18 protein-coding genes are annotated in these 21,050 nt (G+C 39.4%); 5 read left to right on the top strand and 13 right to left on the bottom strand.

Translation table 11 applies throughout. The features are described from left to right. Window positions 1–9 precede the first annotated feature (9 nt). From ACUR5C_RS03675 to bioB, 6 genes are read right to left on the bottom strand one after another with little or no spacing between them, the layout of a single operon-like run. Complete coding sequence (locus ACUR5C_RS03675) at window positions 10–837, bottom strand: CvfB family protein (RefSeq protein WP_454467002.1); 828 nt, start codon at window positions 835–837, stop codon at window positions 10–12. A 54-nt stretch (window positions 838–891) separates the two neighbouring features. Continuing rightward, window positions 892–1,575, bottom strand: coding sequence for a dethiobiotin synthase (bioD, locus tag ACUR5C_RS03670; protein ID WP_454467001.1), 684 nt, complete (start codon window positions 1,573–1,575; stop codon window positions 892–894). A gap of 11 nt (window positions 1,576–1,586) precedes the next feature. Beyond that, a complete protein-coding gene (bioC, locus tag ACUR5C_RS03665) occupies window positions 1,587–2,441 on the bottom strand; it encodes a malonyl-ACP O-methyltransferase BioC (RefSeq protein ID WP_454467000.1) in 855 nt (284 codons plus the stop codon). After that, complete coding sequence (bioH, locus tag ACUR5C_RS03660) at window positions 2,438–3,238, bottom strand: pimeloyl-ACP methyl ester esterase BioH (RefSeq protein ID WP_454466999.1); 801 nt, start codon at window positions 3,236–3,238, stop codon at window positions 2,438–2,440. Before bioH ends, bioC begins: the two co-directional genes overlap by 4 nt. After that, the gene (gene bioF / locus ACUR5C_RS03655) at window positions 3,235–4,410 is read right to left on the bottom strand and encodes an 8-amino-7-oxononanoate synthase (protein ID WP_454466998.1); all 1,176 of its coding nucleotides are present in this window, start codon (window positions 4,408–4,410) and stop codon (window positions 3,235–3,237) included. Before bioF ends, bioH begins: the two co-directional genes overlap by 4 nt. Before the next feature lie 20 nt (window positions 4,411–4,430). Next, on the bottom strand, window positions 4,431–5,522 hold the full coding sequence (gene bioB / locus ACUR5C_RS03650; protein WP_454466997.1) for a biotin synthase BioB: 1,092 nt from the start codon (window positions 5,520–5,522) through the stop codon (window positions 4,431–4,433). A gap of 177 nt (window positions 5,523–5,699) precedes the next feature. Here bioB and ACUR5C_RS03645 point away from each other — a divergent pair, with 177 nt between their 5' ends. From ACUR5C_RS03645 to ACUR5C_RS03625, 5 genes are all read left to right on the top strand, one after another. Continuing rightward, window positions 5,700–6,521 (top strand): ComF family protein, encoded by an 822-nt coding sequence (locus ACUR5C_RS03645; RefSeq protein ID WP_454466996.1) that lies wholly within the window; start codon window positions 5,700–5,702, stop codon window positions 6,519–6,521. 131 nt (window positions 6,522–6,652) lie between these two features. Next, entirely contained in the window at window positions 6,653–7,981 is a 1,329-nt protein-coding gene (locus ACUR5C_RS03640) for an MATE family efflux transporter (RefSeq protein ID WP_454466995.1), read from the top strand. 2 nt (window positions 7,982–7,983) lie between these two features. After that, entirely contained in the window at window positions 7,984–9,012 is a 1,029-nt protein-coding gene (locus tag ACUR5C_RS03635) for a serine/threonine protein kinase (protein ID WP_454466994.1), read from the top strand. A gap of 164 nt (window positions 9,013–9,176) precedes the next feature. After that, window positions 9,177–10,034 (top strand): PA4780 family RIO1-like protein kinase, encoded by an 858-nt coding sequence (locus ACUR5C_RS03630; protein WP_454466993.1) that lies wholly within the window; start codon window positions 9,177–9,179, stop codon window positions 10,032–10,034. 97 nt (window positions 10,035–10,131) lie between these two features. Next, the gene (locus ACUR5C_RS03625; protein ID WP_454466992.1) at window positions 10,132–10,485 is read left to right on the top strand and encodes a tellurite resistance TerB family protein; all 354 of its coding nucleotides are present in this window, start codon (window positions 10,132–10,134) and stop codon (window positions 10,483–10,485) included. A gap of 117 nt (window positions 10,486–10,602) precedes the next feature. Here the strand turns inward: ACUR5C_RS03625 and ACUR5C_RS03620 are convergent, their stop codons facing one another. The 7 genes from ACUR5C_RS03620 to ACUR5C_RS03590 form a co-directional block, all read right to left on the bottom strand. Beyond that, window positions 10,603–11,004, bottom strand: coding sequence for a response regulator (locus tag ACUR5C_RS03620; protein WP_454466991.1), 402 nt, complete (start codon window positions 11,002–11,004; stop codon window positions 10,603–10,605). Between the two features lie 5 nt (window positions 11,005–11,009). Beyond that, a complete protein-coding gene (locus tag ACUR5C_RS03615; RefSeq protein WP_454466990.1) occupies window positions 11,010–11,474 on the bottom strand; it encodes a response regulator in 465 nt (154 codons plus the stop codon). 10 nt (window positions 11,475–11,484) lie between these two features. After that, window positions 11,485–15,081: a PAS domain-containing sensor histidine kinase gene (locus ACUR5C_RS03610; protein ID WP_454466989.1), complete on the bottom strand. Its 3,597-nt coding sequence runs from the start codon at window positions 15,079–15,081 to the stop codon at window positions 11,485–11,487. A 19-nt stretch (window positions 15,082–15,100) separates the two neighbouring features. Beyond that, the gene (locus tag ACUR5C_RS03605; protein ID WP_454466988.1) at window positions 15,101–17,140 is read right to left on the bottom strand and encodes an EAL domain-containing protein; all 2,040 of its coding nucleotides are present in this window, start codon (window positions 17,138–17,140) and stop codon (window positions 15,101–15,103) included. 34 nt (window positions 17,141–17,174) lie between these two features. Beyond that, window positions 17,175–17,591, bottom strand: coding sequence for a response regulator (locus ACUR5C_RS03600; protein WP_454466987.1), 417 nt, complete (start codon window positions 17,589–17,591; stop codon window positions 17,175–17,177). Between the two features lie 11 nt (window positions 17,592–17,602). After that, window positions 17,603–18,337, bottom strand: coding sequence for a sensor histidine kinase (locus tag ACUR5C_RS03595; protein ID WP_454466986.1), 735 nt, complete (start codon window positions 18,335–18,337; stop codon window positions 17,603–17,605). Window positions 18,338–18,900: 563 nt separating this feature from the next. After that, window positions 18,901–20,889, bottom strand: a complete 1,989-nt coding sequence (locus tag ACUR5C_RS03590) for a 7TM diverse intracellular signaling domain-containing protein (RefSeq protein ID WP_454466985.1) — start codon at window positions 20,887–20,889, stop codon at window positions 18,901–18,903. Window positions 20,890–21,050: the final 161 nt, after the last annotated feature.

Below are 21,050 nucleotides of genomic sequence, written 5' to 3'. Positions count from 1 at the left end.
TTTTCCCTTTTAGGCCAGTCGAATACCGCCACTTTCTATGACTATTTTTCTTTGCTTATACAACGAACCTAGCTCAGCCTTAAACACTTTTTTACTCACCCCAAAAGTTTTATAGATGAGTTCAGGTGGGCTTTTATCATAGACCGGTGAGAAGCCATCATTCTTTTCTAAATGTTTTAGAATTTTTTCAGACAACGACTGGCTTGGTGCATAACCGGGTTCTTGCAAGGATATATCCACACGCTTATCGGCACGAACATTTTTTATAAACCCTTTTAGTCTTTGGCCGTAACGAATTTCTCTAAAGACATCTGCGGTATGAAGTACGCCCCAATATTTTTGCTCAACAATCATTTTGTAGCCAATATCTGTTTTATCGCCTACAAACAAACTCACTTGTTGCCCAGTTTTTAAACCTTGAGTTTCTGGTTTAATAAATTTATTGAGTTTACTCGTCGCACACACTCTCCCTGTATTATCTTCGTAAACGCGAACAAGATGAAACTCTCCTTCTGCCATTTTTTTACTTTGCTCACCAAAAGGTACTAACAGATCTTTTGGCAGTCCCCAGTCTAAAAACGCGCCAACAGAACTAACAGATACAACTTTTAAACAGGCGACGCCGCCAATTTCAACCCGAGGTTTATGGGTTGTTGCAACCGCTTGGTCGTGAGAGTCTCTATATAGAAAAACTTCTATTTTATCCCCGACTTCACAAAATGAGGGCGTTTGGTTGGCAGGAAGAAAAACTTGACCAAATTCTCCTGCGTGTAGAAAAGTACCTTTTGAGGTTTTGCGTGCAATTTTTAAATGGTTAAACTGACCAACTTTTGCCATGTTGAGTTTCTCATTATCTAAGTAGCGATTTAGGGATAGCCAGTTTCGAACTCGTTATCCAACAATAGTCTCTAGTTTAACACAATTAGCAGCGGCTTCTATCTTGTCTGCCCCGGCTAAAAAAGGTATCTCAGCAATTAAAGGACATTCAAGACGTTGCTTTAGGGTTTCTATATTTTGGCTTTGATTTAGCATATTAGGATCAATATAGTTAGCTACCCAGCCCGCAAGCGTTAATCCTTGTTGGCGGATCATAGCGGCAGTGAGTAATGCATGATTAATACAGCCTAATTTAAGCCCTACTACCAATATCACTGGAATTTTTTCAGCGACGACATAATCGGCCATCGTTTCTTGGTGATTCAAAGGCACTAACCAGCCACCAGCACCTTCAACCAATGTAAATTGTGCAGATTGATTATCTAAATCGACTAGTTGCTGCAACTTTTCAACCGACAAGGCTTTATCTTCGAGTGCTGCTGCAATATGCGGCGCGATAGGTTGGTGTAGCGCAATAGGGTTTACCTGCGCGTACTCTCCACTAAATTCAAGCGCTTTTATTATTGCTAAAGCGTCTTCATTTTTTGGCTCGCCCGCTATCGTTTCGCAACCCGCCGCAATTGGTTTAAACGCCATGACGGTATGTCGCTTGGCACGCAGCGCACGGATCAAAGCACAGCTGAACAAAGTTTTACCTACTTCGGTATCTGTTCCGGTAATAAAAAATTTTTGTGACATATTACTTGCCATTAGTTTTTAGCAGCAGGCTGAATTTCTACTGCCTTAGTATGATAATCTTGTTGAGGCTTTCCAGTTCTCTTCCAAGCGTGACCATAGACTACTTCGTAAGTTGCAGGAAGCTGTCCATCTTGCCATCGAAATTGCTCATAAGCTTGCTCTAGCTGCTTAAATTTTTGTTTGCCAAGCATGCCTTTTGGTCTGCCCGAGTTAACATTATGCGCACCTATTCCTTTTAAATCCCGCATTAGGCCCAGCATTGTTTGGTAAGTTAAGGTAATAACATCTCTATCCATTACGGTATTTTCAAAGCTTGCATTAAATACAATATCACCGACTATATGCATATCGAGAAACTCATTAACGTGTACATTATCGTCAACTTGTTGCCAACTTTGGCGGAGCTCTAAAAGTGTATCTGGCCCAAGCGTAGAAAATATAAGTAATCCACCGGGCTTCAAAACTCGGTGCAGCTCAGCCATCATGATATTTAAATCGTTTGACCACTGCACCGTCAGACTAGAAAAAACAAGCTCAAAAGAGTTGTCTGCAAAAGGCAGCGACTCGGCATCGGCAACTTGATAATTTATTTTATTAAGTAACGGTTGCTGATGATTGGCTTGCTCTATCATTCCAGGGGCAATATCAACGCCGTTGACTTTGGCTCGTTTAAACAACTTGCGAAGTTTGCGCGTGCAATAACCCGTACCACAGCCTACATCTAGAATGTTCTTAGGTTTTATCCGCATCAGCTCGAGCCGCTCAAACACTCTATCAGCGACTTCATTTTGTAAAAAGGCAAACTCATCGTAATGCTTTGCGGCGCTACTAAACGACTGCGCGATTAAAGTTTTTTCTAAATTCATTCGCTTACTGCCGCAGGAATTTGATCATGGATTAAAAAACCAGAAACATCGTCACAAAATTCTTGTGGCACAGATAAGAAAGGGGCGTGAGCTGCCCGTCGATAAATTTTTGAAGGGCTATTAGGTATATGCTCTGCTACATCCGCCACCACTTTGGCGGGGACTAAAGAATCCAATCTTCCATAAAGCCTTAAAATTGGCATTTTTAGCGCTTTCAACTGTTCAACCAAATTAATGTCATGCAAAATTTGCAAGCCACCTCTTAGCGCTTTTTTCGAAGGCTGACCATGAATAAACACGGTTTCCTTTAAGCGTTTAATGTCTTCTTTTTGAGTTGCGCTTCCCATGGTTTGAATGCCCAAAAATTTAATTAACGTACCTTCGTAATCTTCCTCTAAAAAAGCAATAAACGACTCCAATGTTTCGGCCTGCATTCCAAAACGCCATTCTGGAGTTGCCACAAAGCTCGGGTTAGACGCAACGGTAATCAGTTTTTTTATTTTTTGCGGATATTTAAGTGCAATTCCCGTCGCCACTAAACCACCTAACGACCAGCCTAATAAGTAGCAATCTTCGGGTATGACAGCGGCAACCGATTCAACTAGATACTCTAAAGTGTATTCTCCATTATAAACAGGACTATACCCAAACCCTGGCAAATCAATGTTAAATACTTCAAAATTAGCTTCTAACTGAGGTAATACAGTTTCCCATATTCCTCCATGCAGCCCCCATCCATGAAGTAAGACGAGCTTTGGCCCACTGCCACTTTGTTTACAAAAAGGTTTTAATTTCATGCCTTCACTTCTTTATTGCTATGCATTATTTTGGCTAAACAGTTTACCAAGCTTTGAATTTGGGCGGGGCTATGTGCTGCACTTAAAGTGATCCGAAAGCGAGCACTACCTGCAGCAACGGTTGGAGGCCTCACCGCGCCTATTAAAAAGCCTTGTTTTCGAACCGCTTTTTCTAATTTAATTAACTTATCGCAGGCGCCAACAAGAATTGGTTGAATCGCACTCTCTGACGGCATTAACTTGATTCCAACTTGCAGACATTGCTGTTTAAAAAAAGTAATATTTTCACCTAACGCTTTCACCAAGCGATTGCTCGACGCAAGCTGTTGTAAATTTGCTAAATTTGCACTGGCAACCGCTGCAGGCATGGCAGTTGTAAACATATAAGTTCGAGCCATTTGCTGTAAATAACGAATAAGTCGCTCATCGCCAGCAACAAAAGCCCCGTAACCACCCAAGGCTTTACCTAACGTTGCCATATAAACAGGAACCTGCTTTTGGGTTAAACCAAAGTGCTCAGTAATTCCTTTACCTTGCTCTCCAATTACGCCAAAACCATGTGCGTCGTCAATTATTAAGGTCGCTTGATATCGCTCGCACAGGTTAACAATCTCCTTAAGCGGTGCAATGTCACCATCCATACTGAAAACACCATCAGTTACCACAAATTTATTGCGTCCATTGAGCTTTAACCTAGCTTCTAAATGAGCCATATCAAGATGTGCATAACGCAAACTTTTGGCACCACTTAGTTTCACGCCGTCAATCAGTGAAGCATGATTTAATTTATCTGCAATAATTAAATCGCCTTTAGATGCAAGCGCTTGAAGTAACCCTAGGTTTGCCATGTAGCCAGAAGAAAAACTCAAAGCGGCATCTCTGCCGGTAAACTTAGCAATGGCTAAATTTAGCGCTTGGTGAGGTCGTTGATGGCCGCAAATTAAATGTGAAGCGCCACTGCCAACACCAAATTCTGAAGCGCCTTGCTGCATGGCCGTAATGCCGGTAGCAGCGGTAGACAAACCTAAATAATCATTGCTGGCAAAGTTGAGCAACTGTTTACCAGCAATGCTTATTTTCACGCCATTTACCGCCTCAACAGTCGCTTGTTGGCGCAACAGTGAATCGGCTTGGCGCTGTTTTAAGGTTTGCTCAAGCAGGGATAAAAACATAGGGCGTTATCAATGCTTGTCTAGTTTGCGGCGTTATAAAACTGCGGTTTATTTTGCGCACTACCCGCATTCGCTGCAGCCTCTATTTGAGCTTGCTCTTCGGCGAGTTTACGCGGACAAGGGTTAGTTTCAGGCGTACCGCCTTCGGGCGTTATGCCTAAACGCTCAAATAAAGCCAAATCATGGTTCATGTCCGGATTCTCGGTGGTCAATAACTTGTCACCATAAAAAATAGAGTTAGCGCCAGCAAAAAAGCACATTGCTTGCATTTCGTCGGACATATTTTCACGCCCTGCAGATAAACGTACATAAGACTTTGGCATGACAATGCGTGCAACAGCGATCATACGGATAAATTCAAACGGGTCTAACTCTTTCACATCTTGTAACGGCGTGCCTTTAACCGCAATTAATTGATTAATCGGAACGCTCTGAGGGTGCTCTGGCAAATTGGCTAGTTCTTTAATTAAACTCAGCCTGTCTCTTAGGGTTTCACCCATACCTAAAATACCGCCAGCACAAACGTTTATTCCCGCATCTCGCACCTCAGCCAAAGTGTTTAGTCGGTCTTGATAGGTTCGGGTGGTAATAATTTCGCTATAGTATTCTGCGCTGGTGTCTAAATTATGATTGTAATAGTCCAAGCCCGCATCTTTTAATTGTGCTGCTTGTTCTTTATTGAGCATTCCAAGTGTCACGCAAGTTTCTAATTCAAGCGCTTTCACTTGCTTTATCATCTCTAACACTACCGGGAAGTCTTTGCCTCTTGGGCTGCGCCACGCAGCTCCCATACAAAATCGCGTCGCTCCGCTACGCTTGGCATTTTTTGCAGACTTAATAACTTCGTCAATGGCAACCAATTGCTCTTTTGATAAACCGGTATTGTAGTGGCCGCTTTGCGGACAATAAGCGCAATCTTCTGGGCATGCACCAGTTTTAATGCTCATTAATGTAGAAGCTTGAACCTGATTAGGATCAAAATACTGGCGATGTACAGTTTGCGCTTGAAACAACAAATCATTTAATGGCTTTGCATAAAGAGCTTGAATTTCAGAGACTTGCCAGTCATGACGAATATCAGATTGCGCGGTAGCGGTGTGGTTAGATTGCATAATTTGCCTGCTAGATGTTATTTTACTGTTATTAAGGTTGATTATGAGAACCCTTGCTTTAGCATCCACTAAAATAGCAAATAAAGGTTATTGCTATTAATCTTAGGTGTAATTCAATAGTTTTTGCATAAGCAACTAATTGTAGGCGGATCTTAAAAGTAGACAAAGGATTGTCAAGTGATTAGCAAGTTTAAAGTTAACATGCGGTTGTTTTTTAAACAACTCAAAAACACCTCGTTCCAATTAGATGCCGACTGCTTGCTTTGTCATGGTGAAATTAAACTGACTCAACCGGCAAATTATGGGGGCGGTGCAATTTTTCCACCCGCACAATTAACTTCACACTTAATCTGCCTTTATTGCCAGTCAAAGTTGCCCTACTTGACGCAAGCGTGCCGAGTGTGTGCCTTGCCTTTAACTCAAGCTGCGAATAGTGCTAGCCAAAGTACTTGTGGTGAGTGCTTAACAAGTACACCAACGTATAATAGGACTTGCGCGGCTTTTTTATATGAAGCCCCAATCAATGATTTGATAACCCAACTAAAGTTTAATCACCAGTTTCGCCAGCTTAACCTGCTTTCGAACAGCCTTTATTTAGCCATTCAAAATCAATATGCCGCTCACGAACTACCTAACGCCATGATTCCGGTGCCATTACATCCTAAAAGGTTACGCCAAAGAGGATTTAATCAAGCCAATTTAATCGCTCAAAAACTCTCTAAACGCCTTAAAATTCCGGTTTATACTAGGCTCATAAATAGAGAGAAGTTAACCTTACCTCAAATTAACCTTTCTGCCGCAGAGCGTAAACGCAACTTAAAAAATGCCTTTGTATTAGCTAAGCGCTTTAATCCTGTCACAGGCATGCCTGCACATATTGCCGTTATAGATGACGTTATGACGACGGGAACTACAGCCAACGAGCTGGCAGACTTTTTACTAGCGCAAGGCGCTGAGCGCGTTGATATATGGTGTATCGCCAGAGCGATTTTAGCCTAACTCCAACAATGCCAATTTTGCTATTCAATTAATAATAAATACTGTTACAGATTCAAGCATTCGCCGCTTCTGCATCACGCCTATAAAATGCTAAACTGTCGCCCATTATCTCAACTTAAAGTGGTGCACCATTGGTTGCTCGCGAGCGCTCAACTCAGATTTTTCAAATAGCTCTTCCGATAATCGGCGGGATGATGTCTCAAAACATCTTAAATTTGGTCGATGCTGCTATGGTTGGTCAACTCGGTACGGCCCCGCTTGCTGCAGTTGGTTTAGCCAGCTTTATGAACTTTGTGGCTGCGGCATTGTTTATGGGCTTGTCTTCTGGAGTGCAAGCCATGGTGGCGCGCCGAGTAGGCGAAGGCCGGCTCACTACTGCTGCAAACCCACTAAATGGCGCATTAATTACAATTTTTGTTTGTGCAATTCCATTAACGCTAGTTCTCACTTACTTTAGCCAACCCATTATGCAGTTGTTAAATGATGATCCCGAAGTCATCAAGCATGGCGAGCAATATTTAGATGCCAGACTTATCAGTATTATGGCTGTTGGCATGAACTTTAGTTTTCGCGGCTATCTTAGCGCCATAAAAATGACCCGCTACTACTTTAAAACGCTAATTATCATGCATGCCCTCAATATTTTTCTTAATTATGTGTTTATTTTTGGACGATGGGGCTTTCCAGAGCTAGGTACCCAAGGCGCTGGGCTAGGCACAACACTAGCCATGTTTGGCGGAAGCTTTATGTATTTTTACCTAACTATGCGACACACAAGAGCCTATGGATTTGGGTTTCATTTACCGCATAAAGAAACCTTAATTCAAATGCTAAAAATATCCTTACCCTCGTCCGCTCAGCAATTGTTTTTTGCGTTAGGTTTTACTATTTTGTTTTGGATTGTGGGGCAAATTGGGACTCAAGAATTAGCGGCGGCCAATGTGCTTACAACACTTACTTTAGTTGCCATATTGCCCTCTATCGCTTTTGGTATGAGCTCGGCAACATTAGTAGGCCAAGCGCTAGGGCGCAAAGATGTTGATGATGCTTATAACTGGGCCTGGGACACCGCAAAAATTGCCGCTTTGTGTATCTCTAGTTTTAGCCTTCCTTTATTCTTTTTTCCCGAACTCATACTCAGCTTTTTCTTAAAAGATCCTACGGTAGTAGCGCTCGCTAAAGTGCCGCTGCAACTTGTTGGTATTGCCATTATTATAGACGCCTTTAACTTAGTGTTAATGTCTTCACTCCAAGGCGCCGGCGCCACTAAAGCTACGATGATTGTTGGTCTAGTTTGCCAGTGGTTAATATTTTTACCGCTAGCATGGCTGATTGGTCCTTATTTAGGTATGGGGTTGACGGCAATTTGGCTAACTCAGGGACTTTATAGACTTTTCCAAGCATTTTGGTTTGTAAGGTTATGGCAAAAACGCGACTGGAGTTTAATTAAACTAACTTAAAAATGAACCAATCGAAAGCGCCACCAACTGACGTTGCATTAGCGTCACAAGAACTTAATTTTTACGCACTAACTCCAGATAGCGTTCTCGACGCACTTGAATCTGTCGGCTTTGAACCGCAAGCGGCGTTACTTGGCTTAAATAGCTATGAAAATAGAGTTTATCAATTCAGAAATTACGCAGAAGAACGCTTTGTGGTTAAGTTTTATCGCCCCGCGCGCTGGAGCGACCAACAAATAATTGAAGAGCATCAATTTACTTTACAATTAAGCGCGCAAGAAATCCCCGTTGTGGCGCCAATTGTTATCAATGAAACGACCTTATTTAAATTTAATCAATTCAGGTTTGCGGTTTATCCTTGCGAAGGCGGTCGCTCCCCCAATCTAGACGACAAAAAAACTTTGCAATGGCTCGGTCGATTCTTAGGCAGAATTCATTTACTTGGAGAGGCTAGTGCTTTTAATGTTCGCCCTCATTTAAGTCTACAAAGCTTTGGTTTCGATAGCGTTGACTTTCTACTCAACAATCAGTTTATTCCCGCACATATTGAGGCAGCATTTAAGTCCGTGACACAGCATATACTCGATCATTGCCAAACTCAGTTTGACCAATTTGGCGCTTATAACAGCATTCGGTTGCACGGTGACTGCCACCCAAGTAATGTACTTTGGACTGATGATGGACCACATTTTGTTGACTTTGACGACAGTAGAATGGGGCCTGCAGTGCAAGATTTGTGGATGCTTGTTAATGACAGTGAAAGTAATCAGCAAATAAATGAGTTATTAACAGGGTATGAAGATTTTAGAGAGTTTGATGATCGCGAGCTAATATTAATTGAGCCACTCCGAGCCATGCGAATGCTCCATTATAGTGCGTGGTTAGCCAACCGCTGGCAAGACCCTAGTTTCAAACACAATTTTCCTTGGTTTAACACGAACCGCTACTGGGAAGAAATGGTGCTATCTTTAAAAGAGCAACTTGCTCAATTACAGTATAAATCACCGTTACAAGACAGTTCTCGTTATTAGCCTTTGCCTCACCAATAAAGCCTGCTTTTAAACATAATTTAATTTTTTCACCGCAGTGAATTAATTGATTGGTTTTAAATGTCGCTATACAAACAACAATAGCTGTTGAGCTGCTGCGCAGTTATCATATGAATATAAAGTAAATAGGGTATAATCTTCAGCATATGAAATTTCCTAAAAGAATTCAGCCACTCGTCGACGACGGCATAGTCGACGAAGTACTCAGTCAACTGATGAGCGGTAAAGAAGCAACAGTTTACGTTGTACGTTGTGGCAATGAAATTCGCTGCGCCAAAATTTATAAAGACGCCGCAAAGCGCAGCTTTAAAAAAGCTGTCACCTACCAAGAAGGCCGCAAGGGTAGAAATAGTCGTCGTAATAGAGCGATTCAAAATAAATCTAGTTTCGGCCGCAAGCAACAAGAAGACGCTTGGCAATCTGCGGAAGTAGATGCGCTCTACAAATTAGCCGACGCTGGCGTTCGTGTTCCCAAACCTTATGGGTGCTTTGATGGCGTGTTGCTCATGGAGCTAATCACCGATGATTTAGGGCACGTAGCTCCTCGACTTAATGACGTCATTCTTACTAAAGAGCAAGCGCTTGAAGATCATGCTGCGTTAATGCAATCGGTAATGCGCATGCTTTGTGCTGGAATAGTGCACGGAGACTTATCTGAATTTAATGTGCTGTTAGATGAATATGGTCCGGTAATTATTGACCTACCGCAAGCAGTTGATGCTGCCGGCAATAACAACGCTAAAGCGATGTTAGAGCGTGACGTTAATAATATAACCGCTTACTATTCACAATTTGCTCCTGAGTTAATTAGTAGCAATTATGCTGCTGAAATTTGGTCACTATACGAAAGTGGAGAGCTTGTCCCTAATAGTGAGTTGACAGGGCAATTTACTCAAATAATGCCAGACGCAAACGTTGATGACATTATGCTCGAAATAAAAGCGGCGTTTGAGGAGGAACAAGCCCGTTTATTGCGTATTAAGACGGCAAATGATGAAGTGTGAGTTGTGATTTAACCGACAAATTGAAAACATATTATGCGAAAAGCTTAGTTCAACCAATAACCCATTAATAATCAAAAAGCTTAGGAGTAAAATAACAATGATAGGTAGAATAGAAATTGAAGATTTAACTCAAAGTCAGAATGAAGCTTTAATTACTTTACTGGTACTGTTATACCGTTCAGACAAGAAAATCGACTTAGGTGAACAAGACTACTTTCAGCAGGTATGTGAACGCATGAACTGGAAAAGTGGTACATCACTAGACAACTTCATTCCGCAAGCGATTAGCTATGTACGCGATCATGATCATGCTACAGTGATTAACCAATACTGTAAGCCCCTAACGGGCTACAAAGAAATCAAAGTGATACTCGAAAAAATGGCCGCTGCTGACGGAGAGCTATCTGCAATTGAAAATGAAACCATTAAAGCAATCGAAGCGCTAATTTAACGGCCATCTACAAAATTAGTAGGTAAAGTCAGTTTAAAACAGCTTCCTTTTGCAAGTTGTGACTCTGCGGAAATTTTGCCAAGCTTCTATTAACACTTAAGCAATTGCTTTACAAAGTTAAGCTTGATTTCTATTCACATTATCATTAACAGCCAAATTGATAAGCTCTTCTGGCGCATGGGTTTCTAGTTCGTCTTTAAAAAATACACTAGCTGCACCATTTTCGAGTGCACTAGCTATTAACGACTGGTTATTAGTTCCACTTAAAATCAAAATTGGCGATTGAGTAATTGATTTAAGTTCCGCTAGACCACTGAGTTCAATCGTGTCGGGCAAGCTGAGATCTAAAAAAATCAGGTTGAACTTTTGATTTTGAATTGCTTCTTTAGCGCCTGCTAAGCTTTTTACATGAGTACTGCTAAATAGAGAACGTTGCTCTGATTGATTAAGCCAAATTCTAACTAGCTCATAATCAAATACATCGTCATCGATTACGAGTAATGAATAATGTTTTCTCATTTCGACTACTCTTGAGATTTTAAATTGAGTTTAGGTTGAGCATTGGCTGACATCCAATAACTTCCAATTTCAGAAACTCTTTGACAAAACACATCAAAATCAATTGGCTTGACTATATAGCTATTGGCACCGTTTTGATAGCAATTATACAAATCCATCTCTTCTTTAGACGATGTCATAATAATGACCAGAATCTGTTTTGTTAGCTCATTACTTTTAAGAGACTTCAGGACGTCAAGACCTGATACTTTCGGCAACTGCAAATCAAGTAGTACTACTTTTGGGAAAGCAAAATCTTTAATATTTCCATCATCATAAAAAAAATACTTGATCGCCTCGTCACCATTTTTTAAATGAGTTATATTCATTACGTTTGAATTTTTCCTTAGCTCAAGCATCGTAAGCTCTGCATCATTTACGTCATCCTCAACGAGCAGAACATCTACTAAATCCTTACTATATTCGTACATAGCGTTCTTCCTATCGGTTACTTAAAAGTGAAAAATAAATCACTGTACCTTTATCAACTTCAGACTCTGCCCATATTTTCCCTTGATGTTGATGAATTATTCTACGACATATAGCCAAACCTATGCCTGTGCCAGCAAACTCATCTTGGTCATGAAGCCTACTAAATACTTCAAACAGTTTCCCAGAAAATTTTGAATCAAACCCTGCACCATTATCTCTAACACTATAGATATTTTCACGCTCCCCTTGCTCACAACTTACTTCAATAGTTGCGTCTTCTTTTTTTCGAGTAAACTTAATCGCATTTGACAGCAGGTTCCTCCAAACCTGCTGCATTAAATCAATATCGACACTTTGATCTGGAAGCTTGTGTAAAATAAATTGAATGTCTCGCTCCTCAGACTCTTGCTTAAGAGTCTCTTCATAAACATTTTTTGCCATTAAGTTCATATCAATATATTGCGGTGTAATAGCAACTCGACCTAACTTTGAAAATTCTAATAGACTATCGATTAACCTACCAAGCTTTTTACTACTTCCGGAAATAATTGATAATAGCCTTGCTCCTTCCTCATCAAGCGAACTCGAGTGGCTTTTTTGTAAATGGGACGCAAATCCGTCAATTTGTCTTAAGGGTGCTCGCAAATCGTGTGATACCGAATAGGTAAATGCTTCTAAGTCTTTATTAGTTTGCTCTAATTTCTTTTGCGCAAGTTTTGCTCGGCTATTATCTCTAGCTGCTGCAAACACGCCTAAAACATTTCCTTCTCTATCTTTAAAAACAGAAGCGTTATACAAAACATCAAATAAAGCACCACTTCTATTTTTGATCGTAAGTGGGTAGTCTTTAACCTCACCTTTTCTAAATGCAATCTCATATCCAAGTCGAGCTTTATCTGGCTCGGTAAAATAATCAGAGAAATCTGAACCAATTAAAGTTTCTTTATCAATCCCCGTGACCTTTATCGTTGCTTGATTTACATCGGTAATTTTCCCTTCAGAAGAAATTGTCACTAATGGATCGAGGGATGCCTCTATTAATGAACGCGCATATTCAGATGCTTGCTTTTGCGATGATACATCACGTGCTGCAGCGAATACACCGCGAACTTTACCTTCCGCATCACTATAAACGGACGCATTATATACGACATCAATCAAGCGTCCTTTAGCTCCCTTTATCACCAATGGGTAGTCAGTAACTCTCCCTTCTTTAAAAACTTTTCTATAGCCTTGGCGAGCCCTACGAGGCTCTGTGAAATAATTAGAGAAATCAGTTCCAATCAACCACTCTCGGGTAACACCGGTGATATTTTCTGTGGCATGATTTACGTCGGTAATTTTACCTTCGGGTGAGATTGTTACTAGTGGGTCAAGTGATGTTTCGATTAAGGAACGTGCATAAGCAGAAGTTGAATGAAGTTGCTCCTCAACCTTTTTACGTTCAGTAATATCTCTTGCAGCTGCAAAAACACCAATAACTTCTCCTTCAGGATTTTTGTATACCGTTGCATTGTATAAGACGTGTGCGATTTTACCTGACACATGTCGGATTGCTAATGGATAGTCCCTAACAAAGCCTTCTTCAAAAACTTGCTGATAGCCCTCACGTGCTTCTTCCGGCTCAGTAAAGTAGTCGGAAAAGTCAGAACCAATCAAATCCTCTTGAGTTCGCCCAGTAATTTCAACTGTCGCTTGATTAACGTCCGTTATTTTGCCTTCAGGAGAAATAGTTACTAGTGGGTCAAGTGATGCCTCAATTAAAGAGCGAGCATATTGCGAAGCTTCTTTTTGCTCAGTCACATCCCTTGCCGCAGCAAATACGCCAAGGACATTCCCACGAATATCTTTATAGACCGCAGCATTATAAAGCACGTCTGTTACTTTCCCTGAGCTATGTCGAATAGTAAGTGCGTAATCCGTAACCTTACCTTTAGAGAACACTTCTTGGTAGCCGCGGCGAGCTTCCTCAGGCTCGGTAAAGTAAACTGAAAAGTCAGAGCCTATTAGTTCCTCTTTTTTGCGTCCTGTGATTTCAATAGTCGCTTGGTTTACGTCAGTTATTTTGCCTTCTGGCGAGATAGTTACAAGCGGGTCGAGAGAGGCTTCAATTAGCGAGCGAGCATATTGCGAGGCCTGCTTTTGCTCGCTCACATCTCGAGCTGCTGCAAAAACACCTAGCACATTTCCATGAGTATCTTTATACACTGCTGCGTTATACAATACGTCGGTTAACTTTCCATGTATGTGTCTGATAGTCAAAGCATAGTCAGTCACCCTCCCGGTAGAAAATACCCGCAAATATCCAGCTCTGGCTTTTTCTGGCTCAGTAAAGTAATTTGAAAAATCAGATCCTATAAGTTCTTCTCTAGTACAACCAGTAATCTGCATAGTCGCTTCATTAACATCAGTAATTTTACCTTCTGCCGAAATTGTAACTAGAGGGTCCAAAGATGCTTCAATTAAAGACCGCGCATATTGCGAAGCTTGCTTTTGCCCGGTGATATCTCTAGCAGCGGCAAATACTCCTCGTACTGCCCCTTGTTCGTCACGGTAAACCGACGCGTTATAAAGTACATCTGTTTCTTTACCATCTTTTTGGCGAATTGTAAGAGCGTAATCAGTGACTTGCCCCTTAGAAAAAACCTCAAGATAGCCTCGCCTCGCTTGGTCAGAATCGGTAAAATAATCAGAAAAATCAGATCCAATCAATTCTTCACGAGTGCACCCTGTAATTTGAATAGTCGCATCATTTACATCCGTAATAATACCGTCAGCAGAAATGGTAACTAAAGGGTCTAGTGAAGCCTCAATTAATGAACGGGCATATTGTGATGCGCGCTTTTGCTCAGTAACATCTCGCGCAGATGCGAATACACCGAGTACATTTCCGTGACCATCTTTATACACTGTCGCGTTATAAAGAACATCGGTCAAATGACCGTCTTTACTGCGTATAGTGAGCGGATAATCTTTAACTATTCCTTCAGAGAAAACTTGTTGATAACCTTCGCGCGCTTTATCTGGCTCAGTAAAATAATTTGAAAAATCAGAACCAATGAGCTCACTTCTTTGGCGACCAGTGACCTGAACAGTAGCCTCATTAACATCCGTAATTTTACCGTTAACAGAAATTGTAACAAGCGGGTCAAGAGATGCTTCTATAAGCGAACGAGCATATCCCGTAGCTGACTTTTGATTAGAAATATCACGAATGATTTCAGCGATCCCTACAACGTTATCATTTCCATCCTTTATTGCTGATATAGAAACGGAAACATCCATCAAGCCTGAATCTTTAGTAATACGCTGGGTTTCAAAATGATCTAAAGATGCGCCTTTTTCTAATTGAAAAATAAGCTTATTTAGCTCTGTTTTACTGTGCTGAGGATAAATTATATTAATAGGACTTCCTATAGCTTCATCTTTGCTATAGCCAAAGATTTTAACCGCCCCGGAGTTCCAGCTTGTAATATTTCCGTCTAATCCGATCGTCAAAATCGCATCGGAGCTATCTTCAACGACAGACGCCATCCACTGGGTCTCAAAACCAGAAGGCGCCTCAGATATTTGTTCCTTGAAATGCGCAGTTTGTTCGCCTTTCATATGTCCCTCTTAAATATCATTAATCATCTAAAGACGGTACAGGCTTACCCCAATAATAGCCTTGGGCAAACTGTACCCCCATTCCTTCCAAAACACGTAAGTCATCGATTGTCTCTACCCCTTCAGCAATAATCTGAGCATTGACTGCTTGCGCTATTTTTATAAGCTTAGCTAACTCTTCACGTTTTTCTTTATCTTTGCTAACCTCAAACACTCGCTTTTTATCTATTTTTAAAATATGGGGCCTTAAATAAATCAAATTTTCCAGGCAACTCCGTCCAAACCCTATATCGTCAATAGCGACTTGAATACCTGCATCAAACAGTTGAAATATATGTCCCTTCAAATATCCAGGATCGCCAATAATTTGCTGCTCACTAATTTCTATACAAACCTGATTCTTGCCGAGAAAAGGAGCTAAATGATCAAGCAAAAAAGATACTGATAATTCAAGTAAAGTCGAAGGGAATAGATTAATATGAGCTTGAACACCCTTGTCTTTAACACTAGCTTCAAGTGACTTTTTAAAGCAGATAAAGTCGACTTTAGAAAGAATATTTTCTTCTAGCGCAAACCTAAATAGATTATCAGGTGTAAAATAAATACCTTGAGGACCTCTTGCTAAATATTCATATGCAACTAATTTTTTAGTATTAAGATCAATGATTGCTTGCTTGTATGAAGCAACGCCATCATTACTTAAAATATCTTCCTTTATTTTTTTTGCTTTGGTAATTGTTTGTGGAAGTGATTCAAAATCTGAAATATAGGTTATCGAGTCTTTGCCCGAACTATTATTTAATGCACGCTGTGAGCTGTTAATCAAATCGCCTAATGTAACCGTATTTAAATCAACAACGGCCACGCCCAAACTTATAGAGTTTTCTATGATAGTCTCAATATTTTCAAGCTTAAAACGCTTGCAGGTAGAACGCATTCTTTCTGCAATTGTTTTAGACTCTTCCATATTGGACACTTGGATTAAAGCTACAAACTGAGCCCCACCAATACGCGACAAGTAATCACTTGGCCTAATTGTACTTTGCAGAGCTATGGCGGTTTCTTTGAGTACAATGTCTCCGGATGTATAGCCTAATGCATCATTAATCTGCTTAAATTCATCAATATCTATTAATATTGAAACTAAAAGCTTTTTTTCGCGCTTAGCGCTTTTCACAGCTCGCCCAATAATGTTCTCCATACCTCTTCGATTTAAGGTACCAGTTAGCATATCTGTTTCAGACAAATCCTCTAATCGTTTATTTGAAGCAACCAAGGCTCGGTTTGATTCTTTAAGCAAACTTTCTATGTTTCGTTGCTCGCTAATATCTCTTACAGTGGCTAGGAACAATTCATTGCCATCAAAGTAGATCTGACTGGCGCTAACTTCTGCATAGAAAAACCCACCTTGAGGTTTTTTAAGCCGCATTTCAAAAACCGGACCTTCATTAGCGTTATCTTCGCGAATTTGCAACTCTGACAATAGCTTCTTAATCGGTCTCGAACTATCACATTTTGCTTTTAACCATTCAAAGTCGCTATTAACTAGCTGGTATCTATCTCTTTTCCATACTTTTTGCGCCTTTAAGTTAGCATCGACGACTATTCCATTTTTATCCATAATAAAAAGGCTATCGTTAGAATGTTTAAATACATGCCGAAACTTGCTACTAGCAGACTCATAGTACTCTCGTCTTTTGATTGCATATTTTAATGTTCTGTCAATTTTAAAAGGATTAATTTCATCTTTAAGCAAATAGTCTGTCGCTCCGGCTTCTATCATTTCTTCAGCCTGGACTTCTCCTTTTATCCCTGTAATCCCAACAACAGAAACACTATCATCACTAATTTTATGCATCTCTCTTAATATTTCAGGTCCTTGCAAGTCAGGTAAGTCGTAATCTAGAAATACACAATCAAAAGGCTTAGCTTTAAACATTTTCAGGCCTTCACTGCCTGTCGACGCTTCGGTGATATCATGACTAAAACTTCCGCATTTCAAATCCCTAATCAGTGCGGCGCGATCAACTCTATCGTCATCAATTATCAACGTTTTCATAACTGTATCTCTACCTTAACCATAACATTTAAATCTAAAGAGGCATTTCTACCACTTTCCAATACTTCGTCATTTTTTCAACTACGCGTAGAAACTCAGATGCAGTATCTTTTTTTACAATATAACCTAATGCATTCATTCCAAATGAATTAACTCTGTTTTTATCACTGTCCGATGAAGTGAGCACAATAACTTCGCTGTCGCTGAGTTCTTCATCAGCTCTTATGATTTTCAAAAATTCAAAGCCATCAATTTTAGGCATATGTAGATCTAGCAAAATTATATAAGGCGCGGGAACTTCACAATTTTTAAGCATATTGAGCGCTACATAACCATCCGATGCAGTATAAATTGGGTTAGCAATTTTTTTTTGCTTAAAATCTCGCTTAATAATAGTTACGTCAACTTCATCGTCATCAACTAATAAAATATTTAACTGCTTGCTTTGCAATTTCTATCTCCTTAAGTTACCTTCCAACCAAACTCTATTGTAGTTCCCTGTTCAGGCTTGCCACTGATAACACGAATGTATCCCTGATTATTGTCAAGTAGCTTTTTTACCAGTGTTAAACCTATTCCACTTCCCTCACAATCGTCTTTAGATTGCAGTCCCTTAAACGGCTTAAATATCATTTCATGAAATTTTTTATCAATTCCGGGACCATTGTCAGTAATACTAAAGTGAAAGCCAGTACTATCTTGCGCTCCTTTAAAGTTTAAAATAACTTTATTTTTAGTGTTATGTTTTATAGCGTTATCAATAAGCTCCGAGAGTATAATTTCAAACATAATAAAACTAACGTTTACTACTGGCAGGCAGTTTGAAGAGTTTACCTCAACCACTTTTCCATAAGCATTGCTTTTATCAATTAGGCAACGAATGACTCGTTCACAGTCCACTCGCTCTGTATCATCAAAGTGTTTGCTAGTAAACTCAGCAAGCTTTCCTATATCTTTGATTAAGCGCTCTAGTCGATCAACACGAGAGCGTAGCAGTGCAAGGTTTTCTACAGAAGTCTCTGTTAATTGGTTTCCAGTATCTTCTTCTAACCACTGAGATAATTTAGAAATCGCTCTGACGGGGGCATTTAAATCGTGGGATGCAATAAAGACAAACTGCTCAAACTCTTTGAGAGAGTCATCGAGTTTTTTTGTTAAACAATCGTTGTTTTCTTCTAGTTCACGAAAACTAGCCATAGTGCAACTCAACAACAGCAGGTGCAATTTAATTACTGGATTAATTTAATTACTGGGTTATGGTATAGGTATTTATTTATAGAGATTAGAAGAACTTCCAATATAAATAACTAAACACCTGGCTTAAAAGTTTATTACATATAAGTAATTGCATAGGAAAGAAACAAGTTTACAACCTTTACAACTTCTAAATACAACAACCACATTCATGCAGACTTTCAGATTTAACTATAGTAGAGAATTAAATTTAGGCAACAGAATTGATATGAATTTTATTTGGTAAAGCGACAAATAAGGAATAAGAATAAAAGCTCTTTGTTTATATTCAAAAAAAACATCACTGGTCTAACCACCATTATGTTCACAATGTGATTTAAACAATCGGCACGGATTTGGCAAATATCTAATTTGTGGTGAGCGTCGCTGCTTATTTAAAACACCTTTTTCGTAACTATATAATCAGCACATAGGATGGCCCAGTTTCGCAAAGGCAGACGTGTGTATTCTATACAACTTGCCGAGATCCATATGTCTAATAACTGTTTTAGTCAGTGCACAGCGCTTTATTGTTTTGCTGCTAAGTCTAAATTAGTGGGTACTATAAATTTAAAACAGCTTCCTTTTGCAAGTTGTGACTCTGCAGAAATTTTGCCACCAAGTACATTGGCAATAGCCTGGGCTATAGTTAAACCGATACCCAAACCTGAATAAGGTCGACGTAAGGTACTGTCAACTTGAGAAAAAACTTCAAAAATTCTGGCTAAATGGGCTTTTTCTATTCCTATGCCGGTATCTTTAACATTAAAAACAATAAAACTATCCGCCCCGTGCTGAGTTGACTCAATACTCACTTCAACCATGCCAGAATGGGTATATTTTAAAGCATTATCAATTAATACCTTTATTGTCACCAACAGCTTTTCTAAATCGGTGTATAGGCTGTCTAAGTTTTCTTCAGGCTCTACCACCCTAAATTTAACTTTTTTATTGATTTGAATTGATTGCGCATAATCATTTAACTCATTGCAGAGCTTTTTATAATCAACTTTAACTTTTTTAATTTTTGAAGCGCCAGCTTGCAATTCGACAAACTGTAGCATCGAATCAATTAAACGCATCATTTGATCAGCAGACTCTCTCGATATTTCGACAAACTCTTGCGCTTCATCGGTTAAGTTTAACGTACCCAATAGTTCATTTGCACCAACAATACCATTCATAGGCGTACGCAGTTCGTGACTGACGGTTGCCAAAAAGTCATTTTTTATTTTATTGCTATACTCTAACCGAGCAAGCGTTTCTTGGAGCAAATGATTAACCTGAGTAATAGAGGCCTGAGCTTTAGTTTTTACTTGCTCTTTTTCACCGCGTATCTGATTAAACTTATCGGCAAGCGCAAATGACAGCAACATGACTTCTATAGATGATCCTAATTGGGCTGCATTTTCGGTAATAAAATTATCCGGCAAAATTTGCACTCTATTTAAAACCATTAAAATCGAACCTGCTAAAAAGCCTATCCAAGCTAACGAAAAATACCGCGCTTCACGTACATTTTGGCTAAGCCATAATGTTAAACTAAATACGGTTATAGCTAAGGAACCAATAACAGAAAAGAATAATGCAATTTTAATTGTCCAATCATAAGGAAGCAGCATGCTTAGCAGAAAATTAAGCCCGCCAATCACCCCAATGCTATATATCACATTAAAGGCAAGTTGATTATGATATTTTAAATTAAGAAAATTAACGGTAAAACTACAACCAAAAAGAATAACTAAAGATAATCCTAAAACAACGGCCTGATTACTAAGGTGAATAAAATCTGTAAATAAATACTGAAACGCAATACCATTTAAAGAGGCCTGCACAACAATATAAGAAGCAACATAAAATACGTAATGCAAATAAGCTCTTTCTTTAATTGAAAAATAAATAAACAAATTGTAAAGCATCATAATAATCAAAATGCCAAAGTAAATTCCTTGGCCTAATAATCTTTTTTGATCATTTTCAAAAAATGTTTGCTGCTCCCATAGTGTTAACGGCAACCGTATAGAACTGCTAGACTGAACCTTAATGTATATATCGAGTGATTTGTTTGAATCTAAATTGAATGGGAAAAGAAAGTTTCTATGTTCTATCGGCCGCTGACTAAATGGCAGTTGGTCGCCAGTCACTATATTCCTAAGTTGGTTACTATCAACAAAATAAAACTCTATGCTATCAAGCAACGGATAGCTGAGCTCAATGATCCAGTTAGAGTGTCCACTTAAATTAATTACATTGGTTTTAACCCAATAAGTAGAATCTGAGTAACCGAAGGCTAAGTTTGTTTCATTGCTCTGACTCGCCCTTTTAAATTCTTCGTTTTTAACTTGTTCAAATGTTAGTTGGCCTGTGGGATCTTCAAAGTAAGCTAAGTCGGCATATAAATTAATACGAGTACTATTAGGCTTGATTTCAAGGGCATTTAACGGCGCTGAAATTATTAAAATACAAGCGATAATACTTTTCACTAAGCATGTATTGAGTATTTTCTTATAATTCAACAAATAATCTTTCAAAGGTTAGTTTTCCATTTTACGTCATGTAGCAGAAGTCGTTTTTGAGCCAGCCAATGCCAAACCAATTACGCGACTGAAGGTATTACAAGTCTACTTCATATTAAATTTATTGACTTATTTTTTAGTGCAACTGCCTGTCTAAATAA

The organism is Aliikangiella aequoris, assembly GCF_053709105.1.
This window is presented reverse-complemented; position numbering and strand designations above follow the sequence as displayed.

Coding starts and splice junctions, on each gene's coding strand:
- ACUR5C_RS03675 (WP_454467002.1), bottom strand. CDS start 837: ATGGCAAAAGTTGGTCAGTTTAACCATTTAAAAATTGCACGCAAAACC.
- bioD (WP_454467001.1), bottom strand. CDS start 1,575: ATGTCACAAAAATTTTTTATTACCGGAACAGATACCGAAGTAGGTAAA.
- bioC (WP_454467000.1), bottom strand. CDS start 2,441: ATGAATTTAGAAAAAACTTTAATCGCGCAGTCGTTTAGTAGCGCCGCA.
- bioH (WP_454466999.1), bottom strand. CDS start 3,238: ATGAAATTAAAACCTTTTTGTAAACAAAGTGGCAGTGGGCCAAAGCTC.
- bioF (WP_454466998.1), bottom strand. CDS start 4,410: ATGTTTTTATCCCTGCTTGAGCAAACCTTAAAACAGCGCCAAGCCGAT.
- bioB (WP_454466997.1), bottom strand. CDS start 5,522: ATGCAATCTAACCACACCGCTACCGCGCAATCTGATATTCGTCATGAC.
- ACUR5C_RS03635 (WP_454466994.1), top strand. CDS start 7,984: ATGAACCAATCGAAAGCGCCACCAACTGACGTTGCATTAGCGTCACAA.
- ACUR5C_RS03630 (WP_454466993.1), top strand. CDS start 9,177: ATGAAATTTCCTAAAAGAATTCAGCCACTCGTCGACGACGGCATAGTC.
- ACUR5C_RS03625 (WP_454466992.1), top strand. CDS start 10,132: ATGATAGGTAGAATAGAAATTGAAGATTTAACTCAAAGTCAGAATGAA.
- ACUR5C_RS03620 (WP_454466991.1), bottom strand. CDS start 11,004: ATGAGAAAACATTATTCATTACTCGTAATCGATGACGATGTATTTGAT.
- ACUR5C_RS03615 (WP_454466990.1), bottom strand. CDS start 11,474: ATGTACGAATATAGTAAGGATTTAGTAGATGTTCTGCTCGTTGAGGAT.
- ACUR5C_RS03610 (WP_454466989.1), bottom strand. CDS start 15,081: ATGAAAGGCGAACAAACTGCGCATTTCAAGGAACAAATATCTGAGGCG.
- ACUR5C_RS03605 (WP_454466988.1), bottom strand. CDS start 17,140: ATGAAAACGTTGATAATTGATGACGATAGAGTTGATCGCGCCGCACTG.
- ACUR5C_RS03595 (WP_454466986.1), bottom strand. CDS start 18,337: ATGGCTAGTTTTCGTGAACTAGAAGAAAACAACGATTGTTTAACAAAA.